Annotated in this window: 18 protein-coding genes; 7 read left to right on the top strand and 11 right to left on the bottom strand. The window is 69.9% G+C overall.

All coding sequences use genetic code 11. From position 1 onward, the window contains the following. The first annotated feature begins 265 nt into the window (after positions 1–265). Positions 266–1,984, top strand: coding sequence for a glycosyl hydrolase family 18 protein (locus ACZ7SW_RS06545; RefSeq protein WP_470229389.1), 1,719 nt, complete (start codon positions 266–268; stop codon positions 1,982–1,984). A gap of 82 nt (positions 1,985–2,066) precedes the next feature. Here ACZ7SW_RS06545 and ACZ7SW_RS06550 read toward each other — a convergent pair whose 3' ends face one another. From ACZ7SW_RS06550 to ACZ7SW_RS06565, 4 genes are all read right to left on the bottom strand, one after another. Next, positions 2,067–3,071 carry a hypothetical protein gene (locus ACZ7SW_RS06550; protein WP_470229390.1) on the bottom strand — a complete coding sequence of 335 codons (1,005 nt, stop codon included), beginning with the start codon at positions 3,069–3,071 and terminating at the stop codon, positions 2,067–2,069. Positions 3,072–3,117: 46 nt separating this feature from the next. Beyond that, a complete protein-coding gene (locus tag ACZ7SW_RS06555; protein ID WP_470229391.1) occupies positions 3,118–4,755 on the bottom strand; it encodes a beta-ketoacyl reductase in 1,638 nt (545 codons plus the stop codon). A gap of 270 nt (positions 4,756–5,025) precedes the next feature. Further along, positions 5,026–5,625, bottom strand: a complete 600-nt coding sequence (locus tag ACZ7SW_RS06560) for a P-loop nucleotide/nucleoside kinase family protein (RefSeq protein WP_470229392.1) — start codon at positions 5,623–5,625, stop codon at positions 5,026–5,028. Positions 5,626–5,635: 10 nt separating this feature from the next. Then, the gene (locus tag ACZ7SW_RS06565) at positions 5,636–6,457 is read right to left on the bottom strand and encodes an MBL fold metallo-hydrolase (protein ID WP_470229393.1); all 822 of its coding nucleotides are present in this window, start codon (positions 6,455–6,457) and stop codon (positions 5,636–5,638) included. Between the two features lie 101 nt (positions 6,458–6,558). Between ACZ7SW_RS06565 and ACZ7SW_RS06570 the strand changes: the two genes are divergently transcribed. After that, positions 6,559–6,993 carry a MarR family winged helix-turn-helix transcriptional regulator gene (locus tag ACZ7SW_RS06570; protein WP_470229394.1) on the top strand — a complete coding sequence of 145 codons (435 nt, stop codon included), beginning with the start codon at positions 6,559–6,561 and terminating at the stop codon, positions 6,991–6,993. On the opposite strand, the gene ACZ7SW_RS06575 is transcribed toward ACZ7SW_RS06570, so the two are convergent. Beyond that, the gene (locus ACZ7SW_RS06575) at positions 6,917–7,555 is read right to left on the bottom strand and encodes a TetR/AcrR family transcriptional regulator (RefSeq protein WP_470229395.1); all 639 of its coding nucleotides are present in this window, start codon (positions 7,553–7,555) and stop codon (positions 6,917–6,919) included. The two genes, ACZ7SW_RS06570 and ACZ7SW_RS06575, sit on opposite strands and share 77 nt — an antisense overlap. Before the next feature lie 92 nt (positions 7,556–7,647). On the opposite strand from ACZ7SW_RS06575, the gene ACZ7SW_RS06580 reads away from it, so the two are divergent. Next, entirely contained in the window at positions 7,648–8,715 is a 1,068-nt protein-coding gene (locus tag ACZ7SW_RS06580; RefSeq protein ID WP_470229396.1) for a Gfo/Idh/MocA family protein, read from the top strand. 140 nt (positions 8,716–8,855) lie between these two features. Here the strand turns inward: ACZ7SW_RS06580 and ACZ7SW_RS06585 are convergent, their stop codons facing one another. Next, positions 8,856–9,845, bottom strand: coding sequence for a malate dehydrogenase (locus ACZ7SW_RS06585; RefSeq protein WP_370936952.1), 990 nt, complete (start codon positions 9,843–9,845; stop codon positions 8,856–8,858). Positions 9,846–10,408: 563 nt separating this feature from the next. Between ACZ7SW_RS06585 and ACZ7SW_RS06590 the strand changes: the two genes are divergently transcribed. Then, the gene (locus ACZ7SW_RS06590) at positions 10,409–11,038 is read left to right on the top strand and encodes a DUF4360 domain-containing protein (protein ID WP_470229397.1); all 630 of its coding nucleotides are present in this window, start codon (positions 10,409–10,411) and stop codon (positions 11,036–11,038) included. A 45-nt stretch (positions 11,039–11,083) separates the two neighbouring features. On the opposite strand, the gene ACZ7SW_RS06595 is transcribed toward ACZ7SW_RS06590, so the two are convergent. Next, on the bottom strand, positions 11,084–11,521 hold the full coding sequence (locus tag ACZ7SW_RS06595; protein ID WP_470229398.1) for a MarR family winged helix-turn-helix transcriptional regulator: 438 nt from the start codon (positions 11,519–11,521) through the stop codon (positions 11,084–11,086). A 102-nt stretch (positions 11,522–11,623) separates the two neighbouring features. On the opposite strand from ACZ7SW_RS06595, the gene ACZ7SW_RS06600 reads away from it, so the two are divergent. After that, the gene (locus tag ACZ7SW_RS06600) at positions 11,624–12,010 is read left to right on the top strand and encodes a nuclear transport factor 2 family protein (RefSeq protein WP_470229399.1); all 387 of its coding nucleotides are present in this window, start codon (positions 11,624–11,626) and stop codon (positions 12,008–12,010) included. Between the two features lie 125 nt (positions 12,011–12,135). On the opposite strand, the gene ACZ7SW_RS06605 is transcribed toward ACZ7SW_RS06600, so the two are convergent. After that, positions 12,136–13,932, bottom strand: coding sequence for a protein kinase family protein (locus tag ACZ7SW_RS06605; protein ID WP_470229400.1), 1,797 nt, complete (start codon positions 13,930–13,932; stop codon positions 12,136–12,138). 128 nt (positions 13,933–14,060) lie between these two features. On the opposite strand from ACZ7SW_RS06605, the gene ACZ7SW_RS06610 reads away from it, so the two are divergent. Continuing rightward, on the top strand, positions 14,061–15,008 hold the full coding sequence (locus ACZ7SW_RS06610) for an aldo/keto reductase (RefSeq protein ID WP_470229401.1): 948 nt from the start codon (positions 14,061–14,063) through the stop codon (positions 15,006–15,008). Position 15,009: 1 nt separating this feature from the next. On the opposite strand, the gene ACZ7SW_RS06615 is transcribed toward ACZ7SW_RS06610, so the two are convergent. From ACZ7SW_RS06615 to ACZ7SW_RS06625, 3 genes are read right to left on the bottom strand one after another with little or no spacing between them, the layout of a single operon-like run. Further along, the gene (locus ACZ7SW_RS06615; protein ID WP_470229402.1) at positions 15,010–17,097 is read right to left on the bottom strand and encodes an FUSC family protein; all 2,088 of its coding nucleotides are present in this window, start codon (positions 17,095–17,097) and stop codon (positions 15,010–15,012) included. Beyond that, positions 17,094–20,192: a GH92 family glycosyl hydrolase gene (locus tag ACZ7SW_RS06620; RefSeq protein ID WP_470229403.1), complete on the bottom strand. Its 3,099-nt coding sequence runs from the start codon at positions 20,190–20,192 to the stop codon at positions 17,094–17,096. The genes ACZ7SW_RS06615 and ACZ7SW_RS06620 overlap by 4 nt, the downstream gene beginning before the upstream one ends. Positions 20,193–20,230: 38 nt before the next feature. Next, positions 20,231–20,629, bottom strand: coding sequence for a GNAT family N-acetyltransferase (locus ACZ7SW_RS06625; protein ID WP_470229404.1), 399 nt, complete (start codon positions 20,627–20,629; stop codon positions 20,231–20,233). Positions 20,630–20,685: 56 nt separating this feature from the next. Here ACZ7SW_RS06625 and ACZ7SW_RS06630 point away from each other — a divergent pair, with 56 nt between their 5' ends. After that, on the top strand, positions 20,686–21,051 hold the full coding sequence (locus ACZ7SW_RS06630) for a hypothetical protein (protein WP_470229405.1): 366 nt from the start codon (positions 20,686–20,688) through the stop codon (positions 21,049–21,051). Positions 21,052–21,189: the final 138 nt, after the last annotated feature.

Genomic DNA, 21,189 nt, shown 5'->3' on the forward strand with positions numbered 1-21,189 from the left:
GGCAGTTCGGCCGCCTCCGATGATTGCTTGGGGACCCCCGCTGGGAGAGAGAAAGTCGTACCCCTTCCGTGCGCGTGGGGCTCTGACAATCACCCCCCCCCCCCGCCCCGGTGGCGCCCGACGATCCGACCCGGCCGTTCGGCCGCATTAGTGGTCTAGACCTTGACGGGTGACTGGTCCAGTCCAATTCTGGGAAGGTTCCGGCCGTGCCCCGCCGCACGGCCCCTTTTTCGGCACTGGAGCCCGCATGCGACGAAGAAGTCACTTGTCACGATTGTCCGCTGTCCTGGCCGCCGCGGCGGCTCCGCTCGGCGTGCTGGTCGCCACCGCGGCCCCGGCGCACGCCGCGACGCCGCTGCCCAGCCACGTGTTCGCGCCCTACTTCGAATCCTGGAACGGCCAGAGCCCGGCCGCGATGGCCCAGGAAGCCGGCGTCAAGCACCTGACGATGGCCTTCCTGCAGACCGCCTCCTCGGGGTCGTGCACCGTCCTCTGGAACGGCGACGCGAGCCTGCCGGTGGCGGATTCGTCGTTCGGCGCGGACTTCCGCACCATCCGCTCGCGCGGCGGGGACGTGATCCCGTCGTTCGGCGGCTACACCGCGGACCACAACGCCACCGAGATCGCCGACAGCTGCACGAACGTCGACCAGATCGCGGCGGCGTACGAATCGCTGATCACCACCTACGACGTGCCGCGCCTCGACATGGACATCGAGGACAACTCGCTGACCAACTCGGCCGGCGTCGACCGCCGGAACAAGGCGATCAAGAAGGTCCAGGACTGGGCCGCGGCCAACGGGCGCCAGCTGCAGATCTCCTACACGCTGCCGACCACCACGAGCGGTCTCACCAGCGCGCTGGGCGTCCTGCAGAACGCGGTTTCCAACGGGGCCAAGGTCGACGTGGTCAACCTGATGACCTTCGACTACTACGACAACGCGACCCACAACATGGCCCAGGACACCCAGACCGCCGCCGCCGGGCTGGTGTCGCAGCTGGCGCCGCTGTACCCGGACAAGTCGCAGGACCAGCTGTGGGGCATGGTCGGCATCACCGAGATGCCGGGCATCGACGACTTCGGCGCGGCCGAAACCTTCACCACGGCCGACGCGGTCACGGTCTACAACTGGGCCGTGTCCAAGGGCATCAACATGCTGTCGTTCTGGGCGCTGCAGCGGGACAACGGCAGCTGCCCGGGCACCGGCGCGCAGGACACCTGCTCCGGCATCCCGCAGGACAAGTGGTACTTCAGCCACACCTTCGCGCCGTTCACCGGCGGAACCCCGGTGCCGGGCAACGACTTCTCGGTGTCGGCGAGCCCGGCCTCGGCTTCGGTCGACCCGGGCGGTTCGGCGACCGGGAAGGTGACCACAGCGGTGACTTCCGGTACGGCGCAGCAGGTTTCGCTTTCGGTGAGCGGCGCGCCGGGCGGGGTGACCGCCTCGGTCAGCCCGGCCACGGTCAAGGCGGGGGAGAGCGCGAACCTGTCGATCACCACGACCGCCGCGACTCAGCCGGGTGTCTACCCGCTTACCATCACCGGTTCGGTGACAGGCGGCGGCAGCCACACCGCCACGTACACGTTGACGGTCAACGGAACCAGCCCGACCGGCAGCGTCATCAACGGCAACTTCGAGACCGGTGCGCTCAGCCCGTGGACCGGGGGGACGATCGTGTCCTCGCCGGTGCACTCCGGCAGCCACGCACTGCAGGTGTCGCCGACGGCCTCGACGACCGGGGAGGCGACGCAGAACCTGACGCTCGCGCCGAACCACTCGTACACGATGACGGCGTGGGTGCAGGGCGGATACGCCTACGCGGGAGTCCGCGGGGGAGCGACGGCCAGCTCGTGGACGTCCAACGCCGGCTGGACCAAGCTGTCGGTGCCGTTCAAGACCGGAGCGTCCGGCGCGGTGACGATCTACGTCCACGGCTGGTACGGCCAGAGCCCGATCTACGCGGACGACATCTCCGTCGGCTGACGGCTGTATAACGACCTATACAGCCGGGCACTGAGCAAGAAAACTCGCTCAGTGCCCGGCTCACGTTCAAAGCAAAAAGCGCTCAGGAGCGGCCGAGGGCCGAGACCAGGCCGCGGTACAGCCAGTACATCGGCTTCGGGGCGTAGTCGTCGGTCATGAGGCCGAAGTTGTCGAACGGGCTGGGGGAGCCGGTGGCGTCGTCGCGCAGGTCGAACATCTCGTAGCTGGCCACATTTTCCGTGACGCGGTCCTGGTTGACCGCCAGGATTTCGGTGGTGAGCGCACGGGCCTGGGCGGCGGGCGTGCGCTCGGCGGTGTGCGTCGCCCAGCCGTTCTCCGACACGCGGATCGGCACGTCGCGGCCGAGGCCGGCGATCGGCATCTCCTGGGTGCGGACGTTGTGCAGGGTCTGGTGGACGAACCCGGCGAGGTCGGACTGCGGCGGGATGCCGGGCAGTCCGGCGTCCGGGTAGAGGTCGATGCCGACGAAGCCGACCGAGCGGCTGAACTCCGTGCCGCCGAGCTGCGCGAGGTGCTGCCAGAACTGGGTGAACGGCTTGGTGAAGGCGACCTCGTCGAAGCCGATCTGCAGCCGGTCGAACGCGTCGCGGTCGGCGGTCTTCTTGCCGGCGATCACGCCTTCCACCAGCGCGGTGTCGCCGTCCGGTTTGGGCAGCACGTTCTGTTCGAGGGTCACCGAGATCGTGTCGGCGACCGGGCCGTAGCGGTGCACGGTGTTCTCCACGCAGGTCTGCCATTCCGGCATGCTTTCGCCGGAGTAGCTGAGCACCACGTCGAGCCGGCGGCCCGGGGCCAGGTACTGCATTTCGTCGTCGGCGGAGGTGCTGCCGCAGCCGCGGTAGTCGCGGAGCAGGAACGGCTTGTGCCCGGATTGCAGCTGCGCCAACGCTTTCCGCACCTTGGCCGGATTGTCGGGTTTGCCGGTGGTGGAACCGCCTCCCGCGTACCCGCCCGGGTAGATGCCGAAGGTCAGCGGCGAGGTCGTGGCGTCGGCGGCGGCCGGGGCGAGCACGGAGAATCCTGTGACGAGGGCGGCGGCCGCGGCGGCCGTCCGGATCTTGTTCATGCCAGTGAGTATTCAGGCCCACAGTGGACAGACCCGATGACGGATGTCATCTTCCGGCCGGGGTATTCGTCAGCAGTGCGGGGAAGATTCCTTCGGGCGGGCAAGACCGTTCGGCCGCGGCCGGGGCGGTGCCGGGGCCGATCAGCACCGGTTCTTCGCTGCCGAGGGCGGCGTCGAAGACGGCGGGATCCCAGCGGCCCCAGGCGATCGAGACGGCGGGCAGGCCGATTGCGTGCCGGTGCGCGGCGAGGGCGTCGAGGAACCGGTTGGCGGCGGCGTAGTTCGCTTGTCCGGCTTCGCCGAGGGTGCCTGCGATGGAGGAGAAGAGCACGAATGCCGACAACGGCAGGTGTTTGGTGGCTTCGTGGAGGATCCAGGCGGAGTCCGCTTTGGCGTGCAGGACCGGGTCGAGCCGTTCGGGGGTTTGCTCCGCGAGGACGTCGTCATCGAAGACGGCGGCGCAGTGGATCACCGCGGTCAGCGGCGGATCGCAGGAGGCGATCAGGCTTTCGACCTGGCCCGGGTCGGCGACGTCGATGGCGGCGACGCGGACGTCCGCGTCGAGGTCCTGGAGATGCTCGGCGTTGGGTGCGGCGGGGCCGCTTCGGCTCGCCAGCACGAGGTGCGCGACGCCGTGCTCGGCGACGAGGTGATCGGCCAGCTGGGTGCCGATTCCGCCGGTGCCGCCGGTGATCAGGACGGTGCCGGACGGATGGATGGGCCGGGCAGTCCGGACGGTGGCCGGGCCGATCCGGAAGGCGTGCGGGACTCCGTCGCGGATGGCGAGCTGAGGTTCGGTGCTGCCGCCGACGAGGTCGAGGATCTCGGCGGCGGGTATCGGCGCGTCGAGGTCTACGGCGGCGATCTTGGCCGAAATGACCAAACCCCAGACGGCGGCGCTCGCGAGGTCGGGGTCGGGTCCGGTGGCGTTGGTGGTGACGACGAGCCGGTCTTCGCGGTGCTGAAGCGCGTCGAGGGTGTGGGCGGTGAGGGAGTGGAGGTCGTTGCTGGCGGGGATTTCGACGATTTCGGCTGCGCCGGGCTTGGCCGGGACGGGGACCCACCGCGGGCGGTGGAGCATGGCTTCGGCGGGCAGGTCGACCTGCCGGGCGCCGCTGCCCGCGAAGACTGCGTTCCAGCCCACCGGGGTTCCTGCGGTGTGCAACCGGGCGACCTCGGCGAGCAGGTCTTGGACGGAGGCCGGGGTGAGGTCCAGGACGAGGCTGGTGTCGTCCCAGGGCTGCTTGCTCACCCGCGCGACTGTCTCCGGGCAGAGGCCCCAAGATTCCAGCAGACGGCACAGCGCGGCCTGGAAAGCGAAGAGGTGGTCGTGATAATCGTCGAACATCGCGTCGAAGGTGTCGGCGAACAGCGGAAACCGTTGCGCGAATTCAGTTTCCCGTCCGTGCGGAAGGTCGGTGCCGCGGGAGACGAAGGTCAGCCGGGGATGCTCGGACGCGGTTCGCCCGATCGTTTCGCCGCTCGCGACCGCTTCGAGGGCGGCCCGGTCGCCAGCCGGGACCAGGACGCGGAGAGCTAGTGGGGCGCGGGTCGCTAGGGAATAAGCGAGGTCGAGGTCGGAGGCCGTGCTGTCGAGGATGCCCGCGGCGAGGGCGCGCAGGGCGACGCTGTCGGTCGCGCTGAGCAGCCAGGGCGGCGTGAGGAAGTCCGTGGGTTCGGGCATGGGAGTCTCTTCCGGAAGGACCTGCGCGGGATCGGATCGAGGAATGCCGGGCCGGCAAGCGGGAACGGCGTTGCGATTCCGGCGAACTCTCGGCCGCGGCGAAGCGGAACAGTGCTGGGGTCGGCCGCGATTTCCGGAGCGGCCGCCGTGCCCTCGAATCCGGTCCGCGGGCGCACCCGCCCCCCGGCGCGGGTGCGCGCGGTCCGTCCGGGAAGCGGCGGCCGGACCGCGTCGGCTCTGTGTCCTGGCACTCCTCGACATATACCGCGCTCAGGCCGGGCTGGGCGGCGGGTTTCCCGTTTGGTCCCCGTTCCGTGCACTCGGTGCCTCCGCCGCTGCTCGGCGGGCAACGACGGCCGTGACGCTCGCGCACGTTTCGTCCGGGTCGAGGTGTTCGGTGTCGAGCACTGTGCACTGTGGACGGAGCGGGAGGTACTCCGCGACGTGGTCGCGGATCCGGTCGAGCACGACCGGTCCGCCCAGTTCGGCCATCGCGTCGGCGGCCGCGTGGTCGCCGCGCGCGGCGAACCGGGCCTTCGCCTGCGGCCGGGGCGCGGTGAGCATGATCTCGACGTACTCGCCGCCTGCCGCGCGAGCTGCCTCCTCGAACCGCTCGGCCTGCTCGACGCGGGTCACCAGCTGCGGCATGACCACGTCGAACCCGGCTCGCAGATGGGTTTCCGCCATGGCGACCGCGAGCCGCCGCGCGGCGGGCAGTGTGTCCCAGAACGCGGTCCGCCAACCGCCGATCATGGTGACCACTTGGTCGGCTTCCAGCGCGAGCACGCCGGGGTGCAGATCGGCGTACCGCCGCGCGACGGTGGATTTCCCGATGCCGGACGGGCCGTTGAGATGGATCAGCCGGGCCATCCGCCCGACCCTAGCGGTCGAGCGGATGCCAGCGGCCGTCGCGGACGTGCCCGAAGACGACGTCGGCGAAGTGGTTGCCGAAGCCGATCGTGCCGGGTTCGGCCAGTTCGGCGACGAGCTTCCTGCGGTGGCCGGCCGCCTCGACCGGATCGTGGTCGTACACGCAGGACCAGTCGGGATTTTCGATCTGCACCGGTGAATGGACCGCGTCGCCGAACGCGATCAGCCGCCGGCCGCCGGCGGTGATGACGTACTCGGCGTGTCCTGGCGTGTGCCCGGCCGCGAAGCGGATCCGGACGCCGGGAAACACCTCCTGCCCGTCCTCGGCCGTACGCACCCGCGGTGCCATCGCGTCGATCTCGCTGGACGCCTCGCGACGCGTCCATTCCGGCTCCGGCACCAGGAATTCGGCATGGTCGAACGCCGCTGACTGCCACGCCCAGCCGATGTGGTCCGAGTGCAAGTGCGTGAATGCCACTGCCTCGATGTCTTCCGGCTTCCGCCCGAGCGCGGCCAGGTTGTCGAGCAGTTCGCCGCCGTACAGCAGGCCGTTCGGCGCTCCCGGCTCAGCGGGCACCGACTGCGGCCCGAATCCGGCGTCGACCAGCAGTGCCCGGCCGTCGCGTTCCACCAGGAGCCCGCCGATGCTCGCGACGAGGTAACCGTCGTCGTCCAGGTATTCCGGGCGCGCGGCCCAGGTCTCGGCAGTGCTGCCGGGCAGCCACTTGCGAGGATTCCCCTGCACCGCCCCGTCCGGCACGAAGGACACCTTCGTCTCGCCCAGGTGCACAGTCTGGAGCAGTGCGGGCCGGCGCAGTCGGTCGTCGAGCACGGTTTCGTTCCCTTCCCTCGGTCCGTCTCGACCATAAGCATCAAGCTAGAAACATTCAAGCTTTAAATATGCTGACTTGATGGAGTTGCTAGGATGGGGCCATGACGGAACCTCGGGCGATCGCCGAACGGGAGCTGTGCGGTCTGGTGAACGGGCTGGCGCAGCAGATCGCCGACCACGTTCGCGAGCGCGCGGTGACGCTGGGGCTGACCGCCGCGCAGGCGACCGCGCTGCGCGAGCTGACCGGCCCGATGACCATGCGCGAGCTGGCCGAGCGGATGAGCTGCGAGCCGTCGAACGCCACGTTCGTCGTCGACAAGCTGGAGAAACAGGGCCTGATCGAGCGTCGCGCGCATCCGAGCGACCGCCGCGCGAAGCATCTCGTCCTGACCGGGGACGGCACGGCCCTGCGGGAGCGGCTGCTCGAGTTGCTCGTCCGGGATTCGCCGCTGGCCGGGCTCAATCAGAAGGAGCAGCGGGCTCTGCGGGGTCTTCTGGAGCAAGCGATCGTGCCGGGCGCAGGCCGTCGAGGATGATGCGCAGATTCCGCCGCCACTGGTCATCGCTGGGGACGAGGCCGATCGTGTGGCTAGGCGGGATCGCGGTGGCGAGGACGAACGGGATGTCGCGCCAATCGAGGTCGGCGCGGAGCACGCCAGCCTTTTGCGCCCGCTGGACGAGTTGCCGCATCGCTCGCTGCAATCGGTTGATGCGCGGTTCCAGGTCAAGTCGCTCGCCGCGGCCGGAGAGCGCGTCGTGCAGTCCGCAGCTGGACGCGCGCAGCTGGACGTAGGTTTCGGCGAACTCCGCGAATCCCTGCCAGGGGCCGGGGGAGTCGAGCGCGTGTGCGGCGCGGTCGGTCATCTCGTCGATGGTGTCGGTGAGGATCGCGGCGAGAAGTGCGTCCAGTGAGGGCACGCGCCGGTACAGCGTGCCGAGGCCGACGCCGGCGCGCTGCGCGATGTCGCGAGTGGTGACCGCGAGTCCCAGTTCGTCGAGCGCTTCGCGGGTGGCCGCGACCAGCCGCTCGACGTTGCGCTGTGCGTCGGCGCGCGGTTGGCCTTGGGCGAGCAGCGCTGCGACAGCGGAGTCCGGCATTCCCGCAGTCTAAACCAAGCGGGTCACGCTGTTCCGCTTCTGGTAGCTTGGCGAAAACGGAACACATTGACCCGCTTAGCGGAGGTGGGGACTTGACCAAGCCGATCGGCGTCGGAATCCTCGGCGCGAACCCGGACCGCGGCTGGGCGGGGCGGGCGCACATTCCCGCGATCGCCGCGTCGCCCGGCTTCTCGCTCGCCGCGGTCGCGACGACTCGCACCAGCAGTGCGGAAGAGGCGCGCACCCGCTTCGGTGCCCGACACGCGTTCACCGACGCCCGGAGTCTTGCCGAGCATCCTGACGTTGACCTGGTTGTCGTCACGGTGAACGTGCCCGCGCACGTGGAGCTGGTGACGGCCGCGTTGGCGGCGGGCAAGCATGTCTACTGCGAATGGCCGCTGACGACGACCGCCGCGGAAGCTGTCGCGCTGGCTGAGGCAGGGGAGCGGGCCGGAGTGCACACGGCTGTCGGGCTGCAGGCACGGTTCTCGCCGACCGTCCGCCGGGCCCGCGCGCTGATCGCCGAGGGCGAGATCGGCGAGGTGCAGTCGGCGACCGTGTACAGCTCGCGCAGCAAGGGAAACACCCGGGAGGTCCCCGGATGGACGGCCTACACGTACGACCGTCGTGCCGGGGCGGGGCTGGTCGAGGTCCTCGGTGGACACGCGCTGGATCTAGTGCAGCACCTGCTCGGGCCGATCCGTGAGCTGACTGCCCGGACCGCGATCCGGAACAGTTCGCATCGGGTCGCCGAGACGGGGGAGCCGATCGCGGTTACGGCACCGGATCATTTCCTCGCGCACGCCGAACTCGATAGTGGGGCAGTGGTGTCCGTTCATCTGCGCGACGGGGAGACGGCGATGCCCCGGACGCGGATCGAGATCGTGGGCACGGAAGGGAATCTCGCGCTGACCTCCGCGCCGGAGACCGATCCGTGGGCGGCGCAGCTGCAGATCGGTCGGCTGGATCTTCGCTCGTCGACGCCGGGGAGTCCGGAGTGGACGGTGGTTCCGGCGGACGAGGCCAGCGAACTGCCGGTCCAGGCGGCGAATGTGGGGCGGGTCTACGAACAGCTGGCGGCGGATCTTCGGGACGGAACGCGGACGGTGCCCGACTTCGGCGTCGCCCGCCGCCTGCACGAACTACTCTCAACTGTATAACGACCTATACGGCGGGCGATATGGAAAGGCAACTTGCTGCCCCAGGCTCTACACACCCCGCAGCTTCTAATACCTGCAAAGACGTCGAGAACGAACAATGGCCGCCCCGGTTCCGGGGCGGCCATTGCGGAAAACGAACCTCAGATCAGGCCCAGCTTGCGGACCGCGTCGCGCTCCTCGGCCAGTTCGGCCACGGAGGCGTCGATGCGCGGGCGGGAGAACTCGTCGATCTCCAGGCCCTGCACGATCTCGTACTTGCCGTCCTTCGCGGTGACCGGGAAGGAGGAGATGAGGCCCTCCGGGACGCCGTAGGAGCCGTCGGAGACGACGCCGGCCGAGGTCCAGTCGCCCTCGGCGGTGCCGTTGACCCAGGTGTAGACGTGGTCGATCGCGGCCGACGCGGCGGACGCGGCCGAGGAGAGGCCGCGGGCCTCGATGATCGCGGCGCCGCGCTTGGCGACGGTCGGGATGAAGGTGTCGGCGAGCCACGCCTGATCGTTGATGGTCTCGGCGACGTTCTTGCCGTTGACCTCGGCGTGCTGCACCGACGGGTACTGCGTGGCCGAGTGGTTGCCCCAGATCGCGACCTTCTTGAGGTCGGTCACGGCCACGTTCAGCTTCTTGGCCAGCTGGGCCAGCGCGCGGTTGTGGTCGAGGCGGGTCATCGCGGTGAAGCGCTCGGCGGGCACGTCGGGGGCGTGCGACTGGGCGATCAGCGCGTTGGTGTTGGCCGGGTTGCCGACCACCAGCACGCGGATGTCGTCGGCCGCGCCGGCGTTGATCGCCTCGCCCTGGGGCTTGAAGATGCCGCCGTTGGCCTCGAGCAGGTCGCCGCGCTCCATGCCCTTGCTGCGCGGGCGGGCCCCGACCAGGAGGCCGATGTTCGTGCCGGAGAAGGCCTGCTTCGGGTCGTCGAAGATGTCGATGCCGGCCAGCAGCGGGAACGCGCCGTCGTCCAGTTCCATCGCGGTGCCCTCAGCCGCCTTGACCGCCTGGGGGATCTCCAGGAGCCGCAGCTTCACCGGGGTGTCGGCGCCGAGCAGCTGACCGGACGCGATGCGGAACAGCAGCGCGTAGCCGATCTGGCCGGCCGCACCGGTGACGGTGACGTTGACAGGGGCTTGGGTCATTGCGCTTCTCCAGCTTGAGACGACTTTGGCTAGTACCGAGGATGCTAGCCCTACCGGCGGGCGTCGTCCGGGTGCGTCCAGTCACGGTAGCCAGGATCACGTTCGCGGCCGGGGCGATCCGCCTTAAGTCGCGCGCCGAAGGGCGTAACTCGAGATCACGATCTCGTTGCGGGCCGGTGCGGGCGCGCCGGGTCCGGGGGCGCCGGGGCGGGGGAGTGCGGCCGCGGCGGGCGGCGGCGCCGGGGGAATTCGCCGAATCGGGCGAGGCGCCCGGTGTGGCGCGTTGGCCGGTGCGGCGCTCGAACTGTCCCAATTGCCCCGGTTTTCGGGCCGGTTTGCGCCGCAATTGTCCGGACCAGCCGGGCGGGTGGTTCTGAGTCGTGTATTTTTGAATCATTTTTGTTGATTCGTCAATTTTCCATAATAGCTTTTGTCAACGGTTTGTTAACACGTTGCTGTGCGCAGCTAAGCAAGTGCGTTGCTCCATTCAGTGGGACTCGGAGAGTAGTTCTCGCGCTACCCTGTCGAAACCCCCACCCCTCGGAAGTAATGGGAAGGAACCCATGCTTACCACGATGGCCGCTGCGCTTTTGGCCCTTTCTTCGACTATTACCCCGCATTCGTGGCCGCAGAATCCCCCGCCGGACAAAATTATCATCGACGTCGCGACCGTGAACGGGACCGGCTGCCCGCCGGACTCGGCCGCGGTCTCGGTTTCGGCGGACAACACGGCTTTCACCGTCACCTACAGCCAATACACCGCTCAGGTGGGCGTCGGGGCGCAGCCGACGGACTTCCGCAAGAACTGCCAGATCGGCCTCCGCGTGCACGTGCCGCAGGGCTTCACGTACGGGATCGCCTCGGCGGACTACCGCGGATTCGGGCACCTCGAAAAGGGCGCGTATGGCGTGGAGCGCGCGAACTACTATTTCCAGGGAAACTCGCCGACCGCGTTCGAGACGCATCGGCTCGACGGCTTCTACGACAATGACTGGCAGTTCTCGGATTCGACGGACATCGACGCGATTATCTACGAACCGTGCGGCCAGGAGCGCAACCTGAACATCAACACGGAATTGCGGGCGTATGCCGGCTCTTCCGACCCGGCGAAGACGACGAGCTTCCTGACGATGGACTCGACGGACGGCAGCGTCCAGACGGTTTACCACTTCTCCTGGAAGGTCTGCCCGTAAACCGGTAACAGTGCGGCTCGGACCCGTGAGCGCTTCCTCGGGCGCTCACGGGTCCGTCTGTGTCACGTTTTCCGCGAGCCTGCCGAGCAATGCGGCCAGGGTCGCGATCTCGTCCTCGGTGAATCCTCGGCGCATCCGTTTGTCGTGGGCGATCGCGGCGTCGGCGAGGCGGTGGAAGGTCCGTTCGCCGTGTTCGGTGAGTTCGACCTGGTGCACGCGCCGGTTTTCCGGGTCGCGGGTGCGGGTGAGCAGGCCCGCGGTCTCCATGCCGTTGAGGTGGTGGGTGAGCGTCGCGCCCTGGATGCCGACGGCGTCGGCGAGTTCGCGCTGGCTCGCGTGCCGGCGGGTTTTGAGCGCGATGAGGATCTGCCACACCGGTTGCGATCCGCCGACCTCGGCCAGTGCGCGGTCGAACGCCTGGCCCGCGGTCTTGGCGGTGCGGGCGAGGAGGACGCCGAGCGGAGGGGTGGCGGGTCGGGGCACGGGGAGACGGTACCGCAGGTTCGTCGAACTCTAACTGTTTGACGACGAACGATTAGATGTCTAACGTTTGTGGTGTCTCATTGATCGGCGCTGGAGGGCATCATGGACACTGCGGAGATCGCTGAACTGGGCAAACGCTGGGCCGTCGCTGAGGTCGCGGGCGACACGGACACGCTGGGCGCCCTGGTCGCCGACGGCTTCCGGCTCGTCGGGCCGCTCGGCTTCGTGCTCGACCGGGAGCAGTGGCTGGGCCGCTACCGGTCCGGTGCGCTGGCGACGCGGCGGCTGGATTGGCGCGATGTCGAGCTGCGCGTGCACGGCGACACCGCGATCGCGATCGGCGTGCACGACCAGGAGGCGACCCATCAGGGCAACCGCGTCGACGGGACGTTCCGGGCGACGCACGTGCTCGTCCGCGGCGAGGACGGATGGCGGATCGCGGGCATGCACCTCAGCCCGATGGGCGCACCGCCCGCTTTCGCCCGCTGATCCGGCGGAGGCAACGGATCGCGGCGTGGCCCGGAGTGCCGCGATGCGGGGCCTTCGCGGGTACCGCCTGGTTCAGAGGCGGCGGGGGATGGATCGAGCGCTCGGTCGCGGCATTCGGTGCGGGGTCAGGGTTTGCGCCACAGGTGGACGGTGGTGTCCGCCGTCGAGCCGGTAGTGGTGGCGAGGGTTTTCCGGTCCGGGCTGACCGCGAAGCCGAGGATTCCGGGGAGACCGGCTCCGTCCTGTTTGCCGTCGAGGTCCCGGACCGTGACGGTGCCCGCCGCGAGCGCGAGGAGGTGCTGGTCGTCCAGCCCGGCTGAAGCCATGAAGACGTAGGCGTCTCTCATTTCCCCGTTCACGGGTGCCGGGGCCAGGGAAAAGGCCGGACGTAGCTGCTCGTGCGTGGAGGTGTCCCACTGCCGCACCTTCGGCTGCGAGCCACCTCCGGCGCTGGTGGTGATCAACGTCCGGCCGTCCGGCCGGAAGGCGATGCAGCAGACCGGCTCGGTTTCGGCGAAGACGATCGGGTTTCCCACCGGCTTGAGCGAAGCCGTGTCCCACAGGCCGAGCTGACTGGTGTGGGCGGAGTGGCCATCCCGCTGGTAGACGGCGAGGGTGCGTCCGTCGGGGCTGAATTCCACGTTCCGGAAGGCGGCTGGCGTTTCGATGCTGCCGACGCGGGTGCGGTCGGCGACGCGCCACAGTTCGGTTCTGCGCGGGGAGACCATCGGCACCGCCGCGAAGTTGCCGTCGGCGCTGAGCGCGGGCCAGGCTCCGTCGCGGTCGATGTCTTCGAGCACGAGGGGTTCGCCGATTTCCCGGCCGGTTCGCGGGTCCCAGGTTCGCGCGGTGAACTGGTTGTCTTTGACCTGCGCGGTGGCCAGGGTGAGGCCGTCGGGGCGGAAGGTCATGCCGGGCAGGCCGGTTTCGGGGAAGGGGCCGATGCGCGGTCCGACCGGTTTGCGGGTCACGACGTCCAGGACGTCGATGGTGAAGTCGGCGTTCGCCGTCGCGAGGAGCCGGCCGTCGTGGTTGAACGTGGCGAATTGCGGATGCCCGCGCGCGACGAGGAACCCGGATTCGACGAGCGGCGGTTGGGGCGCGGGAGGAAGCGCGTCCGGTGCGGGCGGGCCCGGCCAGGCGAGCCAGGCGGCGAGTCCGGCGACCACCACGGCGAGCGCGCCGATGAGGATTCGCCAGCGCGGTGCCGGGCGTCGAGGAGGCGGCGGGGAGTCCGAGAGCTGGTAGATCACCGGGTCGTCCTGCGGTACCGGTTGCCGGTCGTCGAGGAACTGGGCGAGTTCGGCGGTGCGCTCGGCGATGAGCTTCTCGGCGGCGGGCGGCCACGGGTCGGCCGCCGGGCTGATCGTTTCGAGCAGTTCGGCGGCGGTGGGCCGGTCGGCCGGGTCTTCCGCGAGGCACGGGCGGAGGAACTCGGGCAGTGCGGTCTTCGCGGCGAGAAGCGTGCCGAGCGCGAACAGGTCCTCTGCTGGGTCGTCGCCGGTAGCGCGGGCGATGAGCCTTGCTCCGCCGCTGGTGAGCCGGATGTTGGCCGGCGTCAGGTGTCCGTGTGCCAGCCCGGCGCTGTGGAGTCGGGTCAGGTCGGCCGCGATTCCGGCGGCCAGCCGGAGGACCGCCGGTTCGGGCAGCGCGTCGAGCACGTCCCGCAGAGAGGGGCCGGGGAGGAACTCCTGCGCCAGCCACGGCGTCGAAGCGTCCGGATCGGCTTCGAGAACCGCGCTCAACGCCGCGGCCTCGGCGCGGAATCCGTTGTCCTCGGCGGATTTCGGGAGCGTGAGCGCGACCAGGCGGTCGTCCGGTCCGCTGCCGAGCAGCACCCGGGTCGTCTCGCCGCGGGCCAGTTCCGCGAGCACCTGGTACCGCCCGAGCCAGAGCGGATCGCCGACCGCCGGTCTTCTCATCAGCCGCCTCCCCAGAAAGCTGTCCGAGAAGGACGATCTTGCCAGCTCCGCGGCCGGGCGAGGTACGGCCGGGCAGAATCTCCCGTCGCCGCGGGCATTCCCCGGCCCGGGAGTGCTTGAATGCGATCATGGTCGCACTTCGCACGCTCGGCTCATCCGGCCTCGCCGTCTCCCCGCTGTGCCTCGGCGGGAACGTGTTCGGCTGGACCGCCGACGAAACGGCGTCGTTCGCCGTGCTGGACGCCTACGCCGAGGCGGGCGGGAACTTCCTCGACACGTCGGATTCGTACATGTACCACTTCCCGGGCAACGAAGCCGGGCAGTCCGAGACGATCATCGGCAAGTGGCTCGCCTCCCGCGGGAACCGGGACGACCTGGTCGTGGCGACGAAGGTCGGGGACAGCCCGCGGTTCAAGGGGCTCGCGCCGGCGAACATCAAGGCCGCGGCCGAGGAATCGCTGCGGCGGCTGGGGACCGACCGGATCGACCTGTACTACACGCATTTCGACGACGAGTCCGTCCCGGTCGGGGACATCGTCACCGCGCTCGACGAGCTGGTGAAGGAAGGCAAGGTCCGCGCGATCGGGACGTCGAACATCAGCGCGGAACGGCTGGCCGCGTCGCTGGAGTTCTCCGACCGCGAGGGGCTGGCGAAGTACGTGGCGCTGCAGCCGAAGTACAACCTCGTCGCGCGGGAGTACGAGAGCGAGCGGCGGGGGATCGTGGAGCGGCACGGGCTGTCCTGCGTCCCGTATTTCGGTCTGGCGTCCGGGTTCCTGACCGGCAAGTACCGGCCGGGACAGCAGGTGGACAACATCCGCAACGTGCCCGGTCTCGCGGGCGGTTACGCGGACACCGAGCACGGCGTGAAGGTGCTCGCGGCACTGGAAGAGGTCGCGAACGCGCGCGGCGCGGAGATGCCGACGGTCGCGCTGGCCTGGCTCGCGCAGCAGCCGACGGTGACCGCGCCGATCGCTTCCGCGCGGACAGTCGAGCAGGTGCCCGCGCTGGTCGCGGTCCACGACGTGCGGCTGAGCGAGGACGAGTTGCGGATTCTCGACACCGCCTCCGCGTAGGTCAGCTGTGCCGCGGCGGGTCCTGCGCGCCGACGCCCAGCACGCGGCCGAGCGCGATGAGCCCCTCGTCGAGGTGGCTCAGGCTGGACAGCACGGCGCGGGTCTCGGCCTCGTCGATCCGGTCGGCGACCGGGGTCCCGTCGTCGCGGACCAGCTTGCGCGACCGGGTGCCGCCCGGGTTGCCGACCGCCTCGTGCACGAGGTCGACGTTCGCGATGATCCGGCCGGCGAACTGGTCCAGCCGTTCCGAAACCGGACCGGCGAGCTGGCCGGGCTGCGCGCGGGCGGCCACGTGCCGGGCGCGGAAGGCGATGCCCTCCAGCGTGGTCAGCACGTGCCAGCCGTAGTCGCGGCGGGCGCTGCGCAGGTTGATCGGGTGGGTGAGCGGTTCGATCGTCAGCCGCACCTGCTCGACCGCCCGGTCGAGATCGCGGGACATCTCGATGATGTTCACGTTCTCCCTGCCGGACAGCAGCGTCGCGGCCGACTCGACGAACTCGTGCAGTTCGTCGAGCGCGATCGCGATGTCGTCCAGCATCACCGCGCGCGTGCGGACCGGCAGCACCACCACCGCGGCGAGCAGCCCGCACGCCGCGCCGACCGCGGTTTCGGCGACCCGGATCCACAGCACTTCGATGCTGAACGTGCCGAGCAGGCTGTAGAGCAAGCCCAGCATGCTGGTCACGAAGAACGCCATCAGGAACTGCGACACCCGCGCCGTGTAGACCATGCCGAAGACGCAGACCAGCAACAGGGTGAGGATCGCCGGGGTGTTGCCGCTGACCAGCAGCGCCAGCGCGACGCCGCCGACGATGCCCAGCAGCGTCCCGCCGGTGCGGCGCATGCCTTTCACGAACCGCGCGCCCGCGCTGGACGTGCCGATGAACACGACGAACACCGTCAGCACCGCCCAGTACCAGCGCTGCGGCGAGATCAGCTGCCCGGCCAGCACGGCGAGCCCGCCGCCGAGCACGGCCTGGATCGCGCCGCGGGTCTGGTTGTCGTAGGCGAACGCCTTGGCCGGTTCGTCTTCGTCGTCCTCTCCGGCGGGGAAATCCACTTCCGCCTGGAGGCTCGCGATCCGTTGCGCCCGGTCGTCCGCGACGGCCAGCTCGGCGATCGCGCGGCGGACCCCGTCGCCGGGATGCGCGCGTTCGTCGATCCGGCTGCCTTCCACGAGCATCCGGCTGTATTCGCCGGTCTCGCTGATCAGCGGCAGGTCGCGCGGATCGCGTTCCATCAGCGACCGGAACCGGGACAGCCGGGCCACGAGATCGTCGGCTACGCCGTCGGGCAGCGGCTGCGAGCACGTCCGCCGTACGGTGATCACCAGCCACTGCACGGCCAGTTCGACCTCGATCACCCGGCGGCGCAGCTGGTCGGCGCGGCGGTCGTCGACCACGTCGGGAGCGTGGTCCTCGATCAGGAGGACCACTTCGTGCAGCCGTTCCATCGAGGTGCGGATCTGCCGGTTGCTGCGGTCCGAACCGCCGGAGGAGATGTACGCCTCGGTCGCGCGCACCGCCGCGCCGAGCCGCGCCCGGAACGCCTGCCGGTAGCGGATCAGCTCGCTTTCGGCGTTGCGGCGCAACAGAAGGAACCGCACGACCGCGTTCGCGGCGACGCCGATCGCCAGCGCGATCAGCAGGTGCGGCACCTGCGCGAGGTGCGCCTGCAGGAACATCGGGAAGAAGAACAGGAAGAACGCCATCGACCCGAGCGCGATGCCGCGCGCGCCGAACCGCTGCACGTACACCGCGACGAAGATCAGCAGCACGAACACGATGCTGTCGAGCTGAGCGTAGGCGGAGCCGAAACAGGCGGCGGTGATCGACGCGGCCCCGACCACGAGCGCCAGCAGCAGCGTGACGGCCTGGCCGCCGCTGGTGGCGTCGTTGACGGTGAACGCGCTCATCATCGCCGCGATGGCCGCGACGAGCGTCGTGGTGAGCGGGAAATGCAGCGGTGCCATCGCGAGCACCGCGAGGACGATGCCGAGCACCGCCGAGGCGGCGAGCCGCAGCCGGACGAGACCGGGGTCGGCGGCCGCCAGCCGGTCGAGGAAAGCGTTGCGTACGTCGGTGATCATCGGGCCAGCAGCTGCCACTCGGCGAGGGCGACGCGCCGCCGGGTCGAGGCGCGGACCCGCAGCCGGTAGTGCCGGCACGCGGCGGGGTCGGCGAGCGCGAACGGCCGGGTCTGGCGCCGCCAGCGGAACACCTCGCCGGAGCGTTCGTCCAGGGTCCGCCACTGGTGTCCGTCGTCGGAGCCTTCGAGCACCCAGTCCCGCGGATCGCCCGCGCTGGCGCCGGAGGTGAGCGTGTAGAGGACGACTTCGCGCGGCTCGCCTTCGGCGGTGAAGGTGATGGTCGGCCTGGGCGTGCGGAAGACGGCCTGGGTGCGGCTGGTGTTGTCCGTCAAAGCGGCGATCCCGGTGCCGGCGAGGTCTCGCAGCGGCGCCGGGGAGACCGGGGTGACCGGTTCGGCGCCCCAGTCGCCGGGCTCAGCACGGACGTCGAATTCCAGCTCTGCGCCGCGGGCGAGGACCGCGTGCGCGAGGGTGGCCGAAGGGTGCGGTTCGCCGTCGACCGTCAGGCCGTGCACGTACGGCGTGTCGGCCGCGCTGTCGGCGCTCGCGGCGCGTGGTGCTCGGATCACCAGGTCCTTTCCGTTCTCGAGGTGCACGGTGGCGGAGCGGAACAGCGGCGCGCACACCGCGTACCTCGGGCTGCCGACGGTCAGCGGGTACAGACCGAGGGCCGTGAAGACATACCAGGCCGACATTTCGCCGTTGTCCTCGTCCCCGGGATAGCCCTGGCCGAGTTCGCTGCCGAGGTACAGCCGGCGCAGCACCTCGCGGACGGTGCGCTGCAGTTTCGCCTGCGCTCCGGCGAAGGCGTAGACGAACGGGATGTGGTGCGAGGGCTGGTTGGAATGCCCGTACTGGCCCATCCGCACGTCCCGGGCCTCGGTCATCTCGTGGATCCGGCCGCCCTGACCGGTCTCCGGGAGCCGGAAGAACTCGTCGAGCTTCGCTTCCAACGCCGACGGTCCGCCGTGGAGCGCGGCGAGACCGGCACCGTCGTGCGGCACGGAGAACGCGGTGTTCCACGCGTTGGTCTCCACGAAATCCGGTCCCCACGCTTCGGGGTCGAACCCGGCGGCCGGGTGCCGCCAGCCGCCGTCGAGGGTGCGGCCCTGGAAGAAGCCGATCCGCGCGTCGAAGTGGTTGCCGTACTGCTGGGCGCGCTGGCGGAAGTAGACGGCGTTGTCGGCGAACCGGCGGGCCCGAGCGCCACTGCTCTCGCGGGCGAGCGCGTCGGACAGGTTGGCGAGGCCGAAGTCGTTGAGACAGCCTTCGAGCGCCCAGGACAGGCCGCCGCGCGTCGAGGCCGGGGTGTAGCCGAGGAACGCGGAGCGGTCGAGCCCTTTGCGGCCGACGCCCGCGCGCGGCGGGGCGACGGTGGCGTTCTTGAGCGCGGCGTCGTAAGCGGCCTCGACGTCGAAGTTCGTGACGCCCTTCAGGTACGCGTCGGCGAACGCCACGTCGGAGCTCGTGCCGGTCATCAGATCGGCGTAGCCGGGGGAGGACCACCGGGCGATCCAGCCGCCTTCGCGGTACTGCTGCACGAAACCGTCGATCATCCGGCCGCACTGGCGCGGCGCGAGCAGCGCGTACGCGGGCCAGACGGTGCGGTAGGTATCCCAGAAGCCGTTGTTGACGTACAACTCGCCGTCCACGACCTTCGCGCCGGTGCGCCGCCGCGTGCTCGGCCGGAAACTCCGCACGACCGGGCTCGCGTGCCGGATGCCGCGCGGGGTGTTCTCGTGCGCGACGTTCGGATAGAGGAACAGCCGGTAGAGACACGAGTAGAAGGTGGTCAGCTCGTCCTCGGACGCGCCTTCCAGTTCGACCCGGCCGAGCACCTCCTGCCACCGTTCCCGGGCCTGGTCCCGGACCTGGCCGAACGTCGTGCCCGCCGGGATTTCCAGCGCCAGGTTGCGTTTCGCCTGCGCGAGGCTGATCAACGACGTCGCGATCCGCAGCGTCACCTCCGGCGCGGCGAACTCCAGGCTCCCGGTCACCGTCCGCCAGAACGGCCGCCGGATGCGCCCGCCGCCGGACGGCGGTTGATCGGCCTCCGCGTAGACGAACATCCGCCGCGCGCCGGTCGACAGCCCGCTCCTCACCCAGGTGTGGCCGGTGACGATCCCGCGTTCGGCGTCGATCCGGAGGCCGCCGCGGTTGCGGGCGTTGTCGAACAGCACCCAGCCGCGGCCGTCGGGGAAGATGAACCGGAACATCGCCGCGTGCTCGGACGGCGCGACCTCGGCGGAGATGCCGCCGCGGAACTGGACGCCGTAGTGATGCGGCCGGTCGGTCTCGTCGTCGTGGCTGAACGCCAGCGAACGCCGCCCGCGATCCGGCTCGACCGGGCCGGTGCCGGGCATCAGGTGGAAGGTGTGCCGGTCGCCCATCCACGGGCTCGGCTGGTGGCTGAGCCCGAACGCCTGCAGCCGCGGCTCGTTCCGGTCGTCGTTGTGCCGGTGGTAGGAGTAGAACCAGTTCAGCGCCCGTGCGTCGGTGACCGGGGTCCAGAAGTTGAACCCGTGCGGGACCGCGGTGGCCGGGAAGGTGTTGCCGCGCGAGAACTCGTTGCTGGAATGCGTGCCGCGAGTCGTGCGGACCCGGTCGACCGGGTCCTTTCGCCGCGGCGGGTGCTCGGCGATCCGGACGTCGTCCAGCCAGCCCGTCGCGTCGCCGTCGAACCCGGTCGCCAGCAGGATCCGCCGCACCCGCCGTCCCGCGAACGCGCCCAGCGGACGGCGCACCAGGTTCCACTGGTCCACGTAGAGTTTCTTCGCCTCCGGGGAGAACCCGGCCCGGCTGCCGTCGTCGAACTCGACGTCGAGCGCCACATACGTGCTGCGGTAGCTGGGCACCGGACCGTCGGAGGCGGGGAAGACCACATACGACAGTGCACTGTGGTCAGTGACCGGAATGTCCACCTCGAACAGCGTCACGGGCGGCCCGGCCTGGTAGCGCAAGGCTTTCCGCCCGGTGAACCCGACGCCGGTCTTCGCGGTCGGCGACCGGCGCGGCCCGTCGTCCACCCGCGCCCCGGGAGCGACCGGCTGCGGATCGCCCGCTTCGAACGAGGAGAAGAACGCAGCCGTGGTCACGCCCCCACGGTAATCGCTCCCGCACCGGCGGTGCCGGATCAGCTCGCGGTGAGCCGGATCAAGCCCGCGTCGGTGGAGACGAACCCGCAGGCGTAGAAGTAGAACGGGCGCAGATGCGGTTCGAAGTCCACGTGCAGCCACTCGCAGCCCGCGTCCCGGGCGGCCTCGCGGGCCCGGCGGACGAGTTCGGTGCCGATGCCGCGGTGCTGCCAGTCCGCATGGACCTTCGGGTCGAGCAGGAACGCGTGGTCCGCGCCGTCCCAGGCCAGGTTCGCGAAGCCGACCAAGGTGTCGCCGTCGTGCGCGCTGACCCAGCCGAGACTGTGCTCCCGCGCGCGGTCCCACCAGCCGGGGTCCGCGGTTCCGCCGTGCGCTTCGGTGAGGGTGACGAGCTGCGCGTCGGTGAGGTCGGCTCGCCAGGCGTAGTTGATCTCCATCGCGCGACGCTCCCATGGCGTCGGAGGTGCGAGCCACCGAATAAGCTGGTATAGCGATGAAACACGTCAAAGTGGAAGCGACCGGGACGGGCAACTACCTAGATCCTGAAGCGTATCTCCGTCTGCTGCCCGCGCTCTCGGCCGAGCTCCCGCCCGGTGCCCGCGCGTTCGCCGCCGACCCGGAGCACTACTTCTTCCCCGGCAAACGGTGCGTCAAAGACCTCGTGCTCGACACGCTGCTGCGCGGGACAACGGACGGCGAGGACTGGCTGCAGCTCGGCTTCCGCCACAACTGCTGGAAACACGAAGAAGACCTGGGCATCCGCTACGCAGGCGTCCGCACTGTCACGCCCGTCCCGGCCGGCTGGACCGGCTTCCGCGCGGTCACGCTGGACGAGATCCTGCCCCACGACCACGGATGAAGCCACGAGATCGGCTTCCTCGCCGGATCGCTCACTGTCGTCAGCCGGGACTTGACCGCGACCTGGACCGAAGCCGACTGCCCGGACAGGTAGCCGGACACGCCGCAGGCCAGGCACCCGGAACGGATCCGAGCCCCT

This window comes from Amycolatopsis sp. NPDC114484 (assembly GCF_055633755.1).